General features: G+C 68.5%; 19 protein-coding genes and 1 pseudogene. 6 read left to right on the forward strand and 14 right to left on the reverse strand.

Annotated elements, in window-relative coordinates; genetic code table 11:
- Nucleotides 1-107 precede the first annotated feature (107 nt).
- On the forward strand, nt 108-596 hold the full coding sequence (locus LRS10_RS17420; protein WP_257838364.1) for an outer membrane protein assembly factor BamE: 489 nt from the start codon (nt 108-110) through the stop codon (nt 594-596).
- 81 nt (nt 597-677) lie between these two features.
- Here the strand turns inward: LRS10_RS17420 and LRS10_RS17425 are convergent, their stop codons facing one another.
- On the reverse strand, nt 678-2,798 hold the full coding sequence (locus LRS10_RS17425; RefSeq protein ID WP_257838365.1) for a sodium-translocating pyrophosphatase: 2,121 nt from the start codon (nt 2,796-2,798) through the stop codon (nt 678-680).
- A gap of 210 nt (nt 2,799-3,008) precedes the next feature.
- Entirely contained in the window at nt 3,009-3,437 is a 429-nt protein-coding gene (locus LRS10_RS17430) for a hypothetical protein (protein ID WP_257838366.1), read from the reverse strand.
- Between the two features lie 115 nt (nt 3,438-3,552).
- Between LRS10_RS17430 and LRS10_RS17435 the strand changes: the two genes are divergently transcribed.
- Nucleotides 3,553-4,500 (forward strand): retroviral-like aspartic protease family protein, encoded by a 948-nt coding sequence (locus tag LRS10_RS17435; protein ID WP_257838367.1) that lies wholly within the window; start codon nt 3,553-3,555, stop codon nt 4,498-4,500.
- Between the two features lie 3 nt (nt 4,501-4,503).
- On the opposite strand, the gene thiL is transcribed toward LRS10_RS17435, so the two are convergent.
- Genes thiL through LRS10_RS17465 form a run of 6 tightly spaced genes read right to left on the reverse strand, consistent with a single transcriptional unit; the run spans nt 4,504 to nt 8,583 of the window.
- Nucleotides 4,504-5,451 (reverse strand): thiamine-phosphate kinase, encoded by a 948-nt coding sequence (gene thiL / locus LRS10_RS17440; protein WP_257838368.1) that lies wholly within the window; start codon nt 5,449-5,451, stop codon nt 4,504-4,506.
- Nucleotides 5,435-5,884, reverse strand: a complete 450-nt coding sequence (gene nusB, locus LRS10_RS17445) for a transcription antitermination factor NusB (protein ID WP_257838369.1) — start codon at nt 5,882-5,884, stop codon at nt 5,435-5,437. The genes thiL and nusB overlap by 17 nt, the downstream gene beginning before the upstream one ends.
- The gene (gene ribH / locus LRS10_RS17450) at nt 5,881-6,345 is read right to left on the reverse strand and encodes a 6,7-dimethyl-8-ribityllumazine synthase (RefSeq protein WP_257838370.1); all 465 of its coding nucleotides are present in this window, start codon (nt 6,343-6,345) and stop codon (nt 5,881-5,883) included. Before ribH ends, nusB begins: the two co-directional genes overlap by 4 nt.
- A 10-nt stretch (nt 6,346-6,355) precedes the next feature.
- Entirely contained in the window at nt 6,356-6,946 is a 591-nt protein-coding gene (locus LRS10_RS17455; RefSeq protein ID WP_257838371.1) for a riboflavin synthase, read from the reverse strand.
- Between the two features lie 5 nt (nt 6,947-6,951).
- A complete protein-coding gene (locus LRS10_RS17460; RefSeq protein ID WP_257838372.1) occupies nt 6,952-7,596 on the reverse strand; it encodes a RibD family protein in 645 nt (214 codons plus the stop codon).
- A 48-nt stretch (nt 7,597-7,644) separates the two neighbouring features.
- Nucleotides 7,645-8,583: a LysR family transcriptional regulator gene (locus tag LRS10_RS17465; protein ID WP_257838373.1), complete on the reverse strand. Its 939-nt coding sequence runs from the start codon at nt 8,581-8,583 to the stop codon at nt 7,645-7,647.
- 106 nt (nt 8,584-8,689) lie between these two features.
- Here LRS10_RS17465 and LRS10_RS17470 point away from each other — a divergent pair, with 106 nt between their 5' ends.
- Together LRS10_RS17470 and LRS10_RS17475 are read left to right on the forward strand one after the other, a co-directional pair.
- On the forward strand, nt 8,690-8,974 hold the full coding sequence (locus LRS10_RS17470; protein ID WP_257838374.1) for a DUF4242 domain-containing protein: 285 nt from the start codon (nt 8,690-8,692) through the stop codon (nt 8,972-8,974).
- 66 nt (nt 8,975-9,040) lie between these two features.
- Nucleotides 9,041-9,952 (forward strand): diiron oxygenase, encoded by a 912-nt coding sequence (locus LRS10_RS17475; protein ID WP_257838375.1) that lies wholly within the window; start codon nt 9,041-9,043, stop codon nt 9,950-9,952.
- Nucleotides 9,953-10,051: 99 nt separating this feature from the next.
- On the opposite strand, the gene nrdR is transcribed toward LRS10_RS17475, so the two are convergent.
- Nucleotides 10,052-10,525 carry a transcriptional regulator NrdR gene (gene nrdR, locus LRS10_RS17480; RefSeq protein ID WP_257838376.1) on the reverse strand — a complete coding sequence of 158 codons (474 nt, stop codon included), beginning with the start codon at nt 10,523-10,525 and terminating at the stop codon, nt 10,052-10,054.
- 31 nt (nt 10,526-10,556) lie between these two features.
- Nucleotides 10,557-11,847 (reverse strand): annotated as a pseudogene (gene glyA, locus LRS10_RS17485) (serine hydroxymethyltransferase).
- Between the two features lie 197 nt (nt 11,848-12,044).
- Here glyA and LRS10_RS17490 point away from each other — a divergent pair.
- Both LRS10_RS17490 and LRS10_RS17495 read left to right on the forward strand, forming a co-directional pair.
- Nucleotides 12,045-12,479, forward strand: a complete 435-nt coding sequence (locus LRS10_RS17490) for a MucR family transcriptional regulator (protein ID WP_257838378.1) — start codon at nt 12,045-12,047, stop codon at nt 12,477-12,479.
- Nucleotides 12,480-12,482: 3 nt separating this feature from the next.
- On the forward strand, nt 12,483-12,725 hold the full coding sequence (locus LRS10_RS17495) for a hypothetical protein (RefSeq protein ID WP_257838379.1): 243 nt from the start codon (nt 12,483-12,485) through the stop codon (nt 12,723-12,725).
- Between the two features lie 12 nt (nt 12,726-12,737).
- On the opposite strand, the gene hemA is transcribed toward LRS10_RS17495, so the two are convergent.
- The 4 genes from hemA to LRS10_RS17515 all read right to left on the reverse strand — a co-directional run bounded on the left by hemA (nt 12,738) and on the right by LRS10_RS17515 (nt 17,242).
- Entirely contained in the window at nt 12,738-13,967 is a 1,230-nt protein-coding gene (gene hemA / locus LRS10_RS17500) for a 5-aminolevulinate synthase (protein WP_257838380.1), read from the reverse strand.
- Between the two features lie 190 nt (nt 13,968-14,157).
- Nucleotides 14,158-15,048, reverse strand: coding sequence for a 3-hydroxyisobutyrate dehydrogenase (mmsB, locus tag LRS10_RS17505; protein ID WP_257838381.1), 891 nt, complete (start codon nt 15,046-15,048; stop codon nt 14,158-14,160).
- Nucleotides 15,045-16,106: an enoyl-CoA hydratase/isomerase family protein gene (locus tag LRS10_RS17510; protein ID WP_257838382.1), complete on the reverse strand. Its 1,062-nt coding sequence runs from the start codon at nt 16,104-16,106 to the stop codon at nt 15,045-15,047. Before LRS10_RS17510 ends, mmsB begins: the two co-directional genes overlap by 4 nt.
- The gene (locus LRS10_RS17515) at nt 16,103-17,242 is read right to left on the reverse strand and encodes an isobutyryl-CoA dehydrogenase (protein WP_257838383.1); all 1,140 of its coding nucleotides are present in this window, start codon (nt 17,240-17,242) and stop codon (nt 16,103-16,105) included. Before LRS10_RS17515 ends, LRS10_RS17510 begins: the two co-directional genes overlap by 4 nt.
- Nucleotides 17,243-17,327 lie beyond the last annotated feature (85 nt).

Consider the following 17,327-nt stretch of genomic DNA (forward strand, 5'->3'; position numbering starts at 1 on the left):
GGCCTCGATTTCGCCAAGGAACGTGGCTAAAGGCGGCATTGAACTAAGGGGCGGCCGGCGATAGGTCAAAGCCTCTTGCCTTTCAGGTGACTTGGAAACCCGACCGAATGTTCCGCAGAGCCGCCCCCGCCGCCCTCGCCGTGGGCCTCCTCGCCGGCCTCGGCGCCTGTGCGCCGATCACGACCTACTCGGGTTTCCAGGCCATCGACGCCAATCCGCAGGACGTGAAGGTCGGGACCGACACCAAATCGACGGTCCGCGCCAAGCTGGGGTCGCCGTCCGCGCAGTCGACGTTTGACGCGAACACCTGGTTCTACGTGAACCAGATCAAGCAGCGGGTCGCCTTCCGGAAGCCGCAGGTCACCGCCCGCAACGTCACCGCCATCGAGTTCAGCAAGGAGACCGAGGCGGTCGTCGCGGTGAACAACTACACGCTCAAGGACGGAAAGGTCGTCGCCTTCAACGGCCGGGAGACTCCGACGCGCGGCCGCGAGATGACCGTGCTTGAACAGCTGCTGGGCTCGGTCGGTCGATCGGGCATGCTGCCCCGCGACGACGAAGGCGTGCCCGGTTCCCGGCCGGGGGACCGGCGCTAGCGCTGTCAATCGCCAGACGCCTACGAACGAAAACGCCCCGGAGATTGCTCTCCGGGGCGTCGTCTTTTCAGGACCCTCCGATCAGCCCGAGTGGGCGAGCACCGCCAGCAGCAGCAGAGCCACGATGTTCGTGATCTTGATCATCGGGTTTACGGCCGGACCCGCCGTATCCTTGTAGGGGTCGCCAACGGTGTCGCCGGTCACCGCCGCCTTGTGCGCGTCGGAGCCCTTCCCGCCGTAGTGACCTTCCTCGATCAACTTCTTGGCGTTGTCCCAGGCGCCGCCGCCGCTGGTCATCGAGATGGCGACGAACAGGCCGGTGACGATCACCCCCATCAGCATGGCGCCGAGGGCCGCGAAGGCGTCGGTGTTGCCGGCGATCGCGCGGATCACGAAGAACAGCAGCACCGGCGAAACCACGGGCAGCAGCGACGGCACGATCATCTCGCGGATCGCCGACTTAGTCAGGATGTCGACGGCGCGGCCGTACTCCGGCTTCACCTCGCCGGTCATGATCCCCGGGTTCTCCTTGAACTGGCGCCGCACCTCGGCGACGACCGACTCAGCGGCCCGACCCACGGCGGTCATGGAAAGGCCGCCGAACAGGAACGGCAGCAAGCCGCCGAACAGCAGGCCGACCACCACGTACGGGTTGGACAGGTCGAAGGCCACCGCGCCCAGTCCGTCGAAGAACGAGCCCGGCGTCGCATTGGCCGAGAAGAACTTCAGGTCCTCGGTATAGGCCGCGAAGAGCACGAGGGCGCCGAGGCCCGCCGAGCCGATGGCGTAGCCCTTGGTCACCGCCTTGGTGGTGTTGCCGACCGCGTCCAGGGCGTCGGTCGAGACACGCACTTCCGGGGGAAGGCCGGCCATCTCGGCGATGCCGCCGGCGTTGTCGGTCACGGGGCCGAAGGCGTCGAGGGCGACGATGAAGCCGGCCAGCGACAGCATGGCCGTCGTGGCGATGGCGATGCCGAACAGGCCCGCGAGGTTGTAGGTGACGAGGATGCCGATGATGATCACCAGCGCCGGCAGCGCGGTGGACTCCAGCGACATGGCCAGGCCCTGGATCACGTTCGTGCCGTGGCCCGAGACCGAGGCCTTGGCCACCGACTTCACCGGCCGGAAGCCGGTGCCCGTGTAGTACTCGGTGATCACCACGATAGCCGCGGTGACCAGGAGGCCAAGGACGCCGCACCAGAAGAGTTCCATGGCCCCGAAGGTGAAGGCGCCTGCGGTGACCGTCTCCGGCACCAGGCGGTCAGTGACGAACCAGATGGCCGCGATCGAGGCGAGGCCGGTGACGATGAGACCCTGATAGAGGGCTCCCATGATGTTCTTCTTCTTGCCGAGGCGGACGAAGAACGTGCCAAGGATCGAGGTCAGGATGCACACGCCGCAGATGGCGAGCGGCAGCAGCATCATGTCGAGTTCGACGCCCGAGCCGCGGAAGAAGATGGCGGCCAGGACCATGGTGGCGACCGTGGTCACGGCATAGGTCTCGAACAGGTCGGCGGCCATGCCGGCGCAGTCGCCGACGTTGTCGCCCACGTTGTCGGCGATGGTCGCGGCGTTGCGCGGATCATCCTCGGGGATGCCGGCTTCCACCTTGCCCACCATGTCGCCGCCCACATCGGCGCCCTTGGTGAAGATCCCGCCGCCCAGACGGGCGAAGATCGAGATCAGCGACGCGCCGAAGCCGAGGGCGACGAGGCTGTCGACGACGGTGCGGCTCGTCGGCTCGTAGCCGAGGCCATAGACCAGGAAGGCGAAGTACACCGACACGCCCAGCAAGGCGAAGCCGGCGACCAGCATGCCGGTCACGGCGCCGGATCGGAAGGCCATCGAGAGGCCCCGCTCGAGGCTTTCGGAGGCCGCCTGGGCGGTTCGCACGTTGGCGCGGACCGAGATCAGCATGCCCGCGAAGCCCGCCAGCCCCGAAAGCACGGCGCCGACGGCGAAGCCGACGGCCGCTTCCCAGCCCAGCAGGAAGAAGGCGGCGATCAGGATCACCACGCCCACGATCGCGATGGTGGTGTACTGGCGGTTCAGGTAGGCCTGCGCGCCCTCCTGGATGGCGGCGGCGATTTCCTGCATGCGCGCGTTGCCGGGCGAAGCTCGCAAGAGCGAGCTGCTCTGTACGGCGCCGTAAAGCACCGCGAGCAAGCCGGCGACGATCACCAGCGTAAGCGTAAGACTCATGTTGTGCGCACCCCTTTGCGATCTGCGCGGTAGGGGCGCCGGCAGCCCAAGCGGGCTGATCCGGCGAACTCCCAGCCCTTGTTCGTTTCCCCAGTAGCCGCCGGGCGCTCTCACGGGCCAAGCGGGACCGGGAGCCTACTCAGGTTTCCGAGGCGCGCGCAACCTGCCCTACCGGCGCCCGACGAACGCCGGAATCCGAGGCCTCCGCGCCTAGAGCCGGGGCGTGGCCACCCGCCGGCGTGGCTGCTGCGAGGTGACGACGACCGACTTGATCTGGCCGGGCCCCGCGATGCCGGCGCCTTCGCGCATTACGGCCGCGATCAGCTTTGCCGTATCGATCTTGTTGTGGTCGGCGGCCAGGGTGAACGGCGTCCGGTGGCCGGCCCGGACGAGCGCGTCGCGGAACTGCGGCTCCTTGGCCCGGAGAGGCGTCGGGTTGGCGGTAGGCGCGAGGTTGATGCGAACGTACACGAAGACGTAGTTCACCAACCGACCGTCGGCGACGATGGGCAAGGCGACCGGCAGAAGTTCGACGTACTGGCCGGCGTCCTTCGGCGGCGCCTCGGTCTTGCCGGCGGCTATCGCGGCGGCCGGCGCGAACGCGATCAAGGCGGCGGTGAGCAGGGTGCGGCGGACCATGAGCCATCCTCCGCCCGATCCGGTTGCATCATCCTTTCCTGCTCCGCCGACCGTGGTTGCGGTTGCAGAACGGTGGTATCCTCGATTGCGACAGAATTGGGGAGGAGGTCGGAGCATGTCTCCGAGCAGACGTCAGGCCGCTATCGGTCTCCTGACCACAGGCGCTGCGGCGACGCCGCTTGGACGGGCGATGGCTGAGGATGCGTCGCGGGCCGAGGCGCCCGAGATCGAACACGGCCCTGACGAACGCCTCCAGGCCGGCCAGGACAAGTACACCCACATGATGGCCCCCGTGCTGATCAACGGCCGCGGCCCCTACCAGTTCGTGCTCGACACCGGCGCCAACGTCAGCTGCGTCTCGCACGCGCTCGTCGAGCAGCTCGATCTGCAGCCGGGCCGGCCCCGGCGCGTCCATACCATCGTCGGCGTCCGCGAGCGTCCCAGCGTGGTGATCGACGAACTGACGGTCGGCAACCGCGCCCGTCGCGACGTCGAAGCCCCGGCCCTGCCAATCAAGGGCCCCGGCGTCGACGGGATTCTCGGGGTCGACTGGCTGAAGGGCCAGCGGCTGGTGCTGGACTTCAAGAAAAACGAGATCGAGATCACCAAGTCGAAGTCGGATCACGCCCATCCCGGCCGGGTGGTCGTGGTTCCGGCCCGCCGCAAGCACGGCCAGTTGACCATCATCGACGCCGACCTGAACGGGGTCCCGATCAGCGCCATCATCGATTCCGGGGCTCAGGGCACGCTGTGCAACGGGCCGTTGCGCGACCTTGTCCGAGCCTCGGAGCAGCGGCATGGCAAGACGGGGCCGCCGCAGTCCGTCCGCATGGAATCGCTGGCCGGAGAGGTCTTCCACGGCGAGTCGGTGTTCCTGCCCTTCCTCCGCCTGGGCGGCCTCCATCTCGGAAACGTGCAGGTGACCTACGCCGACATGCACGTGTTCCGGATCTGGGAGCTGGAGAAGAAGCCGGCGCTGGTGATCGGGATGGACCTGTTGATGCAGTTCGAGCAGGTCGCCCTCGACTTCGGCCGTTCCGCCGTGCGCTTCGAGTTCGTGTGACGTTCAACCGTGCCGCCAGCCCCCGGCGCCGGGGTCGATCGTTCGGCCCTGGGCGGTGACGGTGACTTCCTCGCCCTCGACGACCTCGCCGATGACGGCGAACCCCGCAGGCTTCTTCAGGCCGGACGGCATGGTGCAGACCACCTCGTAGTCGTCGCCGCCGGTGGCCAGCCGAAGCAGCGCCCGGCCGACGTCCGGCTGCCGTTCCAGCCAGCTCGCGGCCGCGCCGGAGAGCGGCAGGGCGTCCAGGTCCAGATGCAGGCCGACTCCGCTGGCCCGCGCGATGTGGCCAGCGTCCGCGATCAGTCCGTCCGAGACGTCGGCCGCCGCCGTCGCCTTTTCCCGCAGGGCCCGACGCAGGTCGAGCCTTGGCTGCGGCAGCCTGTAACGGTACGCCAGGGTCCCGTCGGGGTCCGCGATCTCGCCCTTCACGGCGGCCAGCCCGAGGGTGGCGTCGCCGATCGTCCCGCTGACCATCAGCCGATCCCCGGGCCGCGCGCCGCCTCGCCGCACCATGCGTCCCTCCGGCGCCCACCCGAAGGCCGTGAGGCTGGCGGTGAAGGGCCCGGGCGTGGCGACGGTGTCGCCGCCCAGCAGCGCCACCTCGTACTGCTCGAGATCGGAGGCCAGGCCCTGGGCGAACCGCTCGCGATCGCGGGCGGCGAAGCCCGACGGCCACGCCACGCCGAGCAAGCAGCCAAACGGCTCGGCTGCCTTCGCCGCCAGATCCGACAGGTTCGCCCGCACCAGCTTGCGCGCGACCAGGTCAGGCGCTTCGCCCGCCGGGAAGTGCACGCCCTCGACGATCGCGTCCTTCGTCACCACCAGGTCGTGACCCGCCCGCGACGGAATGGCCGCGGCGTCGTCGCTGAGCTGGAACGCGCCGGGGTAGCCGCGCGTCAGCGGCCGGAAGAGCCGCGCGATCTCGCCGAATTCATCCAGGCCGGACATCGCGGGCCACGCCGTCCAGCGCGCCGTTCACGAAGCCGGGCTCAGGGCCCTCGAAGAAGCTCTTGGTGAGCTCGACGTACTCGTCGATGGCTACCTCGGTCGGGACGTCGGGTCGGTGCTTCAGCTCGAAGGCGCCCGAGCGGAGGATGGCGCGCACGGTCGCATCCAGCCGTTCAAGCCGCCAGCCGCTGGCCAGCCGCTTCACGATCGCCGCGTCGATCGCCTTCTGCTCGCGGACCACGCCGCGCACCAGTTCGGCGAAGAAGTCCTCATCCGCCGTCGCCAGGGTCTCGCCTTCGACGTCGCGGTCGAAGCGGTGGTCCATGAACTCGCGGATCACGGCCTCCACGCCGACCGAGGAGACCTCCATCTGGTACAGCGCCTGCACGGCCGCCAGCCGCGCAACCGAGCGGGACTGCCTGGGCGCACTCATCGGCCGCCCGCCGTCAGCTGCTGCTTCAGCGCCGCCATGGCCAGCGCCGCCCGCGCCGCACCCCCGCCCTTGTCGCCCTCGCTAATCCGGGCCCGCGCCCAGGCCTGCTCGTCATCCTCGGTGGTCAGGATGCCGTTGCCGATGCACAGGCCCTTGCGGACGGTCAAGTCCATGATGCCGCGGGCGCTCTCGTTCGAGACGATCTCGAAATGATAGGTCTCGCCGCGGATCACGCAGCCGAGGGCCACGTAGGCATCGTAGCGCACGCCGCTCGGACCATGGCCGGCCTCCTCGGCCAGCGCGATGGCGCCCGGGATCTCCAGCGCGCCGGGCACCGTGACCACGTCGAATTCCGCGCCATAGGCCTTCAGTGCGTCGCTCGCGCCTTCAAGAAGCGCGTCGGCCAGATCGTCATAGAAGCGCGCCTCGACGATGAGGACGCGGAGAGGTTCTTCGCTCATGCCCGCCCCTTTAGGCGGTTTCGCGCCAGCGGGCGAGATATCTGGCGAGCATGTCGATCTCGAGGTTCACCCGCGAGCCCGGTTTCAGCTCGCCCAGCGTGGTCACGTCCCAAGTGTGCGGGATGAGATTGATGCCGAAGACGTCGTCTTCCACCTCGTTCACCGTCAGCGACACCCCTTCCACGGCGATCGAGCCCTTCGGCGCGATGTAGCGGTGCAGCGGCCTGGGCGCGCGGATTCGGACCCGGTGCGACCCGCCCTCCTCCGAGACGCTCACCACCTCGCCCACGCCGTCGACGTGGCCCGAGACGATGTGGCCGCCCAGCTCGTCGCCGACGCGGGCCGCCCGCTCCAGGTTCACCCGATGGCCCTCGCGCCATTGGTCCAGGGTGGTCTTCGACAGCGTCTCGCCCGAGACCTCGACGGCGAACCAGCCGGGGCCCTTCTCCACGACCGTCAGGCAGCAGCCGGCGTGGCTCACCGAGGCGCCGATGTCGAGGCCGCTCGTGTCGAACGCCGTCTCGATCTCGAACCGGCGATCGCGCTCGGTGTCCCGCACGGCGCGCACGCGCCCCACGTCGGTGACGATGCCGGTGAACATTCTTCTCAGAGCCTCTCGTACCGCTCCCAGAGGTCGTCGCCGACGCTCTGGATTTCCACGCGCGCGAAATGGGGCGCGTCGACCAGCGCCGCAACGGCCAGGGCGCCCACGCCCGGACGGCCCTCGCCGCCGATCACGATGGGGGCCCGGAACCACTCCAGCCGATCGACCAGACCGCATCGCAGGAAGCTCGCCGCCACCTGCCCGCCGCCCTCGACGAAAATCCTCGAAAGGCCCTCGCCGGCAAGGGCCTGCACGACCGTCTTCAACTCCGGACGATCTTCGCCGACGGCCTTGACCCGCAGCACCCGGACGCCCGCCGCGACCAGCTCCGGCTCGGGCGGCGTCGTCGCGACAACATAGGTTGGGACTTCGCGTGCGGTCAGCACCAGCTTGCACGCGGGCGTGAGCCGTTGCCGGCTGTCCAGAACCACGCGGGCCGGCTGGCGGCCGTTCCAGCCCGGCAGGCGCACGGTCAGTTCCGGATCGTCGGCCAGCGCCGTCTCGATACCCACCAGCACCGCGTCGTGCTCGGCACGCAGCTGGTGCACGGCGCGCCGCGCGGGCTCCCCGGTGATCCAGCGGCTTTCGCCGCTCGCCGTGGCGATGCGGCCGTCCAGCGACGTGGCGAGCTTCAGGGTGACGGTCATTCGAGGGGTACATGGCCGGAAAGGCCGTCGCCGACAAGGCGGCGGGGCTCAGTCCGGGGCGGCGCCCACCGCGCCGGCCAGCCAGCCGCGCGTCGATCGGGCCTCCTCCAGCAGCCACTCCCGGAACCGCTGCACCGGGCGCCGTCCCTCGGCATCGGCGCGGAAACGCGCCTGGAAACCGTGAGCGCTCCACCGCCCCGTCAGCACGGGGTACGGCAGGCCGATCTCCCCGGCGTCCAACCGGTCTCCGATGAGGGCCATCCCGCACAGCGTCACGCCGGCGTCGGCCCGCACGGCGTCAAGCGCCGCCGTGATGCGGCGGAAGCGCATGCCGCGCTCCGGCGCGCTCCGCTGCATCCCGTTGGCCGCCACCCACTCGGGCCAGGAGAGTCCCGCGGGGTCGTCCTTGTAGAAGTCGAGGTGGACCAGCGGGAAACCCTCAAGCCTCATCTCGCGCGGTATCAGCGACGTCCGCTCCACGTTCTCGGGAGAGCAGACCGGCAACACATAGTCGCGGAACAGCAGGTCGGTGTTCGGCGCGCCACGCGGCGGGCCGTAGCTGATCTCACAATCCACACGCCCGATGCGATGTGGAGCCTCGCCCTCGCCGTTGATGTTGAACAGGATGTTCGGATGCGCCGCGCGGAACCACTTCAGCCGCGGCGCGAGCCACAGGTCGACAAAGTCCGACGCCGCCGCGATGTGCAGCTCGTGCCCCCGTTGCAGTTCGAGCTCCCGGGCCGCCGCCGCCAGCTCCTCGAAGCCCCGGTTTAGGTGACCCAATGCCGGGATCAGCCCCGGCGCGGGCCGCAGGCCCGATCGGCCGCGCGTCAGCAACTCGACTCCCAGGTAGTCCTCCAGCGCCTTCACCCGCTGGCCGACCGCGGCAGGCGTGATGCCCAGCGCCTCGGCGGCCGCGGTGAACGAGCCCTTCCGGACCGCCAGCTCCAGCGCTTGGAGCGACCTTAGGTACGTCGGCGCGACCATGGAATCGTACTAAGCAAAAGCTTTAGTCATGGCCAGATTGTTTAGATTGCAGCGTTCGCCCGCCAACGCGACACTGGGGCATCGAGGAAGTGCACGAGGCGGCGCCATGGGCCAACTCAGACGTTTCCTGGTCGAGCGCGACGTCTCCGGCATAGGCGGCATGTCCATTGTCGAACTGTGCGGCGTCGCCCGCGCCTCGAACCAGGCGATCGAGAAGATCGGCGGGACCATCCAGTGGCAGCACAGCTACGTGGCCGGGGACCGGACGTACTGCATCTATCTCGCCGACGGTGAGGACACGATCCATGCCCACGCCGAACTCAGCGGCTTCCCGGTGACCCGGATCACCGAGGTGCCGCAGATCATCGACCCGACAACCGCCAACAACTGACGGCGGCTGCTCCACCCGCCGCGGCAGCGCCCCGGAGGGCGCGGCGCCGCGCGAGGAGACCACATCATGATCCAAGGCCACAGCTACGAGCGACTGCTCGAGATTTCGAAGCGCGTGAACTGGCGCATCGAGGACATCATCGGCCCCGACAAGCCGATGGACTTCGCCCGGCATTTCCTGCCGGAGACCTTCGCCCGCACCGGCGAGCTCGACTTCCTGAGCCCCGACGAGCGGCTGAAGCTCAACCAGATCCGCGGCTTCGGCTACCTGGCCATGTTCGAGTTGGTCGAGCGCTGCATCCTGCCTGCCATCGAGCAGCACGTGCCGTCAAGGCCCGGCCAGGACCCGCACCGCACCGCGGCCCTGCAGAACTTCGCCGACGAGGAAGCCAAGCATATCGAGCTCTTCGTGCGTTTCCGGAAGGCCTTCACCGATGGCTTCGACGTCGCCTGCGCCGTGATCGGCCCGGCCGAGGACATCGGCGCGATGATCCGCAGCCACGGCAAGCTCGGGGTCGCGCTCTTCGTGCTGGCGATCGAATGGGCCACCCAGCAGCACTGGCTGGAGAGCGTGCAGGACGACGAGGGCCTCGATCCGCAGTTCAAGAGCCTGCTCAAGCATCACTGGATGGAGGAGTCGCAGCACGCCAAGCTGGACGCCCTCGTGTTCTACGAGCTCGCCGAGAAGGCGGGGCCTGAGGGGGTCATGCAGGCGGTGCAGGAGTTCCTGCAGATCGGGGCCTTCCTCGATGGCGGCCTTGCGCAGCAGGTGGCGTTCGACCTTGACGCCTTCGAGCGCGCGACCGGCCGCTCCCTGACGCAGGACCAGCGCGCCGCCTTCACGGCGCGCCAGCATCAGGCTCAGCGCTGGACATTCCTGGGCTCGGCTTTGGTCAACCAGGGCTTCCTGAAGGCGCTGGGCGAGGTCAGCCCCGCCGGTCGCGCCAGACTGGAAGAGGTCGCGCCGGCGTTCTGCTAGCCGTGCGCCGCAACGGCCGGTCCGCGAGCGGCCGCGAGCGGCGCAGGGCCAGGGGCGTCGGCCGGCCCCCCGTACCGGCCGGCGTCCCGACCTTTTCGACTAACGGCCGTCGTCGGTCGTCTCGCTCAGGCCTTCCTCGCCGAGGAAGCGGGCGAAATCCTGGGTCTCGCGGAAGTCGCGGTACACCGAGGCGTAGCGGACGTAGGCCACGTCATCGAGTTGCTTGAGCTGCTTCATGACGAGCTCGCCGACCGCGGAAGACGAGATCTCGGTTTCGCCCATGCTCTCGAGCTGTCGCACGATGGTCGAGATCATGCGCTCGATCCGCTCGGGCTCGACCGGCCGCTTGCGCAGCGCGATCATCAGTGAACGCGCGAGCTTGTCCCGGTCGAACGGCGAGCGTCGTCCCGACCGCTTCACGATCGTCAGCTCGCGCAGTTGCACCCGTTCGAAGGTCGTGAAACGACCCTCGCATTGCGGGCACAACCGGCGACGCCGGATGGCCGCGCCGTCCTCCGACGGGCGGCTGTCCTTCACCTGGGTTTCGTCGTGGCCACAGAACGGGCAGCGCATATTTAGCCCCCTACCCGGCCACTTAACGCTATTAGGAGTAGATGGGGAAGCGCTTCGTCAACGCCAGCACCTCGCCCCGCACCTTCTGCTCCACCGCACCGGAATCCTCGCCGGTCGAGACCGCGTCCAGCACCTCGCCGATCCAGCGGCCGATCTGGCGGAACTCCTCGACGCCGAAGCCGCGGGTCGTGCCGGCGGGCGAGCCCACCCGCAGGCCCGAGGTTTGCATCGGGGGGCAGCGGGTCTCCCGGGATAGAGTTCTTGTTGGTGGTGATGCCGGCCCGCTCCAGCGCCACCTCGGCCTGGGCGCCCGAGACGTTTTTCGGCGTCAGGTCGACCAGCATCAGGTGGCTGTCGGTGCCGTTCGAGACGATCTTGAAGCCTACGCTCTGCAGGCTGTCGGCCAGTGCGCGCGCGTTCTCGATCACCTGCTTGGCGTAGGTCTTGAATTCGGGCTTCAGCGCCTCGCCGAACGCGACCGCCTTGGCGGCGATCACGTGCATCAGCGGCCCGCCCTGCAGGCCTGGGAACACCGCGCTGTCGATCTTCTTGGCCAGCTTCTTGTCGTTGGTCAGGATCAGGCCGCCGCGGGGACCCCGCAGGGTCTTGTGCGTCGTCGTCGTCACGATATGGGCGTGCGGGAACGGGTTCGGGTATTCGCCGGCCGCGATCAGGCCGGCGTAGTGGGCGACGTCGCACATCAGGACCGCGCCAACCTCGTCGGCGATCTCGCGGAACTTCTTGAAGTCGATCTGGCGCGAATAGGCCGAGCCGCCGGCAATGATCACCTTCGGATTGTTCGCCTTGGCGACCTCATAGGCCTCGTCATAGTCGATCAGGTGGTCCTGGGCGCGGACGCCATAGGCGACCGGCGAGAACCACTTGCCCGATTGGTTGACGCTCTTGCCGTGCGTCAGGTGGCCGCCGTGGTCCAGGTTCATGCCCATGAAGGTGTCCCCCGGGGTCATGGTGACCATGAACACCGCCTGGTTCGCCTGGCTGCCCGAGTGCGGCTGCACGTTGGCGAACTCGCAGCCGAACAGCTGCTTGGCGCGCTCGATGGCGATGGTCTCGACCTCGTCCACCACCTCGCAGCCGCCGTAGTACCGCTTGCCCGGATAACCCTCGGCGTACTTGTTGGTCAGAACGGACCCTTGGGCGTCCAGCACCGCCTTCGAGACGATGTTCTCGGACGCGATCAGTTCGATCTGGTGCTGCTGCCGCTTCAGCTCGCCGTTGAGCACCGCGGCGACCGCTGGGTCGGCCTGATCGACGCCCTTGCCGAAGAACTCGTCGGTCTGGGCTTGCGATTGCACGTGCACGTTCAAGGGCTGGCCTTTCTGAGGCTGGGTGAGTCCGGGGCGGCGGAGCCGGTTCTTTACTCCCTTGGAACGCCGCTTCCAACCGCAACCCCCGCCGGATGGCCGGAACAAATCCCGGGCTTCGGCGTTCAGCGACTCAGGCCGAGGTGCAGGCGCGCGCCCGGGCCTCCCAGTGCAGCGTGGAAGAAGGGGGATCTATGAGCGTTGGACCCGACACCGGGGCTCCGTCGGGAGAAGACATCCTGCGCCTCGGTGCAGGCATCGTCGCCGCCTATGTCAGCCGCAACGCCGTTTCGGCCGAGGCGGTGCCGGACATCATCCGCACCGTTCATCAGACACTCGAACAACTGACCCGGGCGCCGACGGCGCCGGTCTCCGAGGAGCGCCCCAAGCCGGCCGTCCCGGTGGGCCGTTCCATCCAACACGACTACATCGTCTGCCTCGAGGACGGGAAGAAGCTGAAGATGCTCAAGCGGTACCTCAGGTCCCGCTACAACATGAGCCCGGACGAGTACCGCCGCCGCTGGGGGCTGGCGCCCGACTATCCCATGGTCGCCCCGGCATACGCGGCTCGCCGGTCCGATTTCGCCAAGAAGATCGGCCTCGGCCGCGGCGTCCGACGGAGGAAGTAGAACATGCCCCGGGTTACGACCGATCCAGCCCTGCGGCCGTTCAGCGAGAGCGGCTATGAGATTCTCGACGAAGAGCTGGAGACGCGCCGCGAAGTGGCCATCTGGTCGGTCGACCCGCTAACGCCCAAGCTGGGCGACCTGTTCACGGTGGAGAGCCGGGGCGTGGTCCACGAGATCGCGGTCGTCCAGCTCACCACCTTCCGCGGCGGTTGGAGTGCGGTCTGCCGGGTGACCGACGTCTTCTGACGAAGAAGCCGCCTAGGCCGCGACGCCGCCGACCCGCTTGATGTTGCAGTGGACCCAGAGCGCTTCCAGCGCGTGGGCCAGCTTGTCCATCATCTCGTCGGTGTGAGCCGGGGACGGCGTGAAGCGCAGACGCTCGGTGCCGCGAGGCACTGTCGGGTAGTTGATCGGCTGGACATAGATGCCGTGCTCTTCAAGCAGGATGTCCGAGATCATCTTGCAGTGGACGGGGTCGCCCACCAGCACCGGCACGATGTGGCTGACCGAAGGCATGACCGGCAGGCCGGCCTTGGCCAGGCGCGCCTTGAGCGTCGCGGCGCGCTCCTGGTGCGCCTCGCGGACCTCGTTGTGCTCCTTCAGGTAGCGAATTGAAGCCGCCGCGCCGGCCGCAAGCGCCGGCGGAAGCGACGTGGTGAAGATGAAGCCGTCGGCATAGCTGCGGATCGCGTCGACGATCACCGCGTCGGCCGCGATGTAGCCGCCCATGACGCCGAACGCCTTGCCCAGCGTGCCCTCGATGATGTCGATCTCGGCCATCAGGCCGTCGCGCTCGGCCACGCCCGCGCCGCGGGGGCCGTACATCCCGACCGCGTGAACCTCGTCGATGTAGGTCATGGCGCCGTACTTCCGGGCCAGGGCGATGGTGCCGGCGATGTCGGCGATATCGCCGTCCATCGAGTAGACGCTCTCGAAGGCGATCAGCTTCGGCACGTTCGGATCGGCCGCCGCCAGCAGGCTTTCCAGGTGCTCGAGATCGTTGTGGCGGAAGACGTGGCGCTGCTCGCGCTTGCCGGCCCGAATCCCCGAGATCATAGAGTTGTGGTTCAGCTCGTCCGAGAAAACCTGCAGGCCCGGCAGGATCTTGTAGAGCGTCGACAGCGTCGCCTCGTTGGAGACGTAGCCCGAGGTGAACAGCAGGGCCGCTTCCTTGCCGTGCAGGTCGGCGAGCTCACGCTCCAGCTCGACATGGTAGTGCGTGGTGCCCGAGATGTTGCGGGTGCCGCCGGACCCCGCACCGGCTTCCTCGATCGCCTGGTGCATGGCGTCGAGCACGACGGGGTTCTGCCCCTGGCCCAGGTAGTCGTTCGAGCACCAGACGGTCACTTCGGTCTCGGAGCCGTCCGCACGGGTCCAGGTGGCCTTCGGGAACGCGCCGCGGTGGCGCTTCAGGTCCGCGAACACGCGGTACCGGCCCTCCGAGCGGATGTTCTCCAGAGCGGTGCGGAAAGCTGACCTGTAATCCATCGACTTGATCCCGGCATGTCGCTGCGAAGCGGCCGGCCCCTTGAATACGTCTGCCTTTTGGCGCCGGGATTTCACAATGTCCATAAACTCGGACGCCGCAGCCGATCAGGTTTCGTGACCGACCGCGCAGATTACGTGAGCCGCCACGCACCGCCTGTCGTTGACCAAGATCAACGAGCGTCGCCGAGCTCTAGGCCGGCAGCTTGCCCCGCAGCATCTCGAGGATCGCCGAGAAGTCCTTGCCGCCGCCGCCCAGGCGATCGAACAGGGCGTAGAGGCCCTCGGCGCTGGCGCCCAGCGGCGTGGCGGCGCCGGCCTTGGCGGCCGCCTCCTGGGCGAGCTTCAGGTCCTTCAGCATCATGGCGGTGGCGAAGCCGCCCTCGTAGTTGCGGTTCGAGGGCGCCGTCGGCACCGGGCCTGGCCAGGGGCAATAGCTGGTCAGGCTCCAGCACTGGCCAGACGACTGTGAGCTGATCTCGTGGAACTTCACCGGGTCCAGGCCCAGCTTCTCGGCCAGCGCCAGGGCCTCGCACACGGCGATCATCGAGATGCCTAGGACCATGTTGTTGCAGATCTTGGCCGCCTGCCCGGCCCCGTGATCGCCGGCCCGGATCGTCGCCCGGCTCATCGGAGCGATGACCTGTTCCACCTGAGCGAAGTCGGCCTCGTCGCAGCCCACCATGAAGGCCAGAGTGCCGGCGTCGGCCGCCGCCGTGCCGCCGGAGACCGGGGCGTCAGCGAAGCGGAAGCCCTGATCCTTCGCCTGGGCGGCCACCGCCCGCGCGCTCTCCACGTCGATGGTCGAGCAGTCGATCAGCAAGGACGTCTTCGGCGCGTTCGGGAACACCTGCTCCGCATAGACCGAGCGCACGTGCGGCCCGGCCGGCAGCATGGTGATGATGGCGTCGGCGTCCCTGACCGCCTCGGCCACCGAGGTCGCCTTGGCGCAGCCCGCGCCCGCCGCCTTGTCTAGCGCCGCCGCCGACAGGTCGAAGGCCATCACCTCTCGGCCCGCCTTCGCCTGGTTGGCGGCCATCCCGCCGCCCATGTTGCCGAGGCCGATGAAAGCGATGCGGGTCATGCGGAGAGCTCCGGAAGCGGGGTCCATTCCTGGTCGGCCGGCAGAGGGGCGAAGATCTCGTCGAGCGCGGCCGAGGTCACCTCCTCGACGCTCGCCGGCTTCCATCGCGGGGTATTGTCCTTGTCGACGATCACGGCCCGCACGCCCTCGATGAAGTCGTGCTTCTGAACGACGCGGGCGCCGATCCGGTACTCCATGGCCATGTTCTCGGCGAAGGTCTCCGCCAGGGCGCCCAGCTTCAGCTGGCGGAACGCCACCTTCATCGTCTGAGGCGACTTGCTTGCCATGACCCTGAGCTGGTCGGCGGCCCAGTCGCTGTTCGACGCCTTCAGCGCCGCCAGGATGGCCTCGACGTTGTCGCCCCCGAAGACCTTGGCGATCTCGTCCTGATGCTGCGCCAGCGGCGGCCGGCCCGCATCGTCCTCGAACTCGGTCAGAAGGGTCTCGACCTTCTTCGGATCGGCGACGATGGCCGCCTTCAGCGCGGCGACCTTGGCGCTCTGGACGTAGTCGGTGGCGATGCCGAGAAGCTCGCAGTCGGCGGCCTTGATCCGCGCGCCGGTCAGCGCCAGCCACAGCCCTATGTGGTCTGGCATCCGGCTCAGGTACCAGCCGCCCCCAACGTCGGGGAACAGGCCGATCCCCGTCTCGGGCATGGCGAAGGTTGTGCGCTCAGTGGCGACGCGGAACCGGCAGGGCCGGGACAGGCCGACGCCGCCGCCCATGGTCACCCCGTCCATGATCGCGACGGTGTGCTTCGGATAACAGAACAGCAGGTGGTTCAGCCGGTACTCGGTGTGGAAGAACTCGCGCGCCGCCGCGCCGTCGCCCTGCCCGCTCTCGGCCAGCATCCGGATGTCGCCGCCGGCGCAGAATCCCCGCTCGCCCGCATGGTCCAGCAGCACGAGCTCGACCGCCGGATCGTCCTTCCACGCCAGCAGGGCGGCGGTGATGTCGCGGCACATCTGCGTGGTCAGCGCGTGCAGCGCCTGAGGACGGTTCAGCGTGATCCGGCCGACACGGCCCTCGACGCGGGTCAAGACTTCCGGTTCGCTCATCCGCGCAGCAGCTCCCGGGCGATGATCACCCGCATGATCTCGTTGGTGCCTTCGAGGATCTGGTGGACCCGCAGGTCGCGCACGATCCGCTCGAGCGGGAAGTCCCTAAGATAGCCGTAGCCGCCGTGCAGCTGCAGCGCCTGGTTGGCCACCTCGAACCCGCCGTCGGTGGCGAAGCGCTTGGCCATGGCGCAGTACTGCGTCGCCTTTGGATCTTTGTTGTCGAGCGCATGCGCCGCGCGCCGCACCATCAGCCGCGCCGCGTCCAGTTCGGTGGCCATGTCCGCCAGCCGCCACTGCAGACCCTGGAAGTCGGCCAACGGCCGCCCGAACTGCTTGCGGCTGCCGAGGTATTCCCGGGCCGTCTCCAGCGCAAACCCCGCGCCCCCCAGCGAGCAGGACGCGATGTTGATCCGCCCGCCGTCCAGGCCAGCCATGGCGAACTTGAAGCCCTCGCCCTCCTCGCCGATCCGGTTGGCGGCGGGCACCTGGCAATCGTCGAAGTTCACCTGCGCGGTCGGCTGGGCGTTCCAGCCCATCTTCTTCTCCTGGGCTCCGAAAGACAGCCCCGGCGTGTCCTTCTCGACCACGAAGGCGGACACGCCCTTGGCGCCCTCGCCGCCCGTCCGCGCCATCACGACGTAGATGTCCGAGGATCCGGCGCCCGAGATGAACGCCTTGGAGCCGTTCAGCACATAGGCGTCGCCGTCACGGCGCGCCGTCGTCTTCATCGCCGCCGCGTCCGAGCCCGAGCCCGGTTCGGTGAGGCAATAGGAGGCGATCAGCTCCATCGTGCAGAGCCTCGGCAGGTACCGGGTCCTCAGCTCGGCCGAGCCGAACCGGTCGATCATCCAGGAGGCCATGTTGTGGATCGAGATGAACGCCGCCGTCGCCACGTCGCCATACGAGAGCTGCTCGAACACGATCGAGGCGTCCAGGCGGCTCAGGCCCGAGCCGCCGACGTCCTCGCGCACATAGAGGCCGGCGAAGCCCAGCTCGGCGGCCTTGCGCAGCACGTCGACGGGGAAGTGCTTGTCCTCGTCCCATCGCGCCGAGTGAGGCGCGAGCTCAGCGGCGGCGAAGTCGCGCGCGGCGTCCTCGATGGCCCGCTGATCTTCCGTCAGGTTGAAGTCCATGGGCCGGGAGTTCGCCCGCCGCTTCCGCGGTGTCAATCTAACCTTGGGGCAGGCTGTAGCTCTTGCCTTCCGCCCGTCTCCGGGT

Origin of the sequence: Phenylobacterium sp. J426, from assembly GCF_024699945.1 — a bacterium.
Lineage (GTDB): Bacteria > Pseudomonadota > Alphaproteobacteria > Caulobacterales > Caulobacteraceae > Phenylobacterium.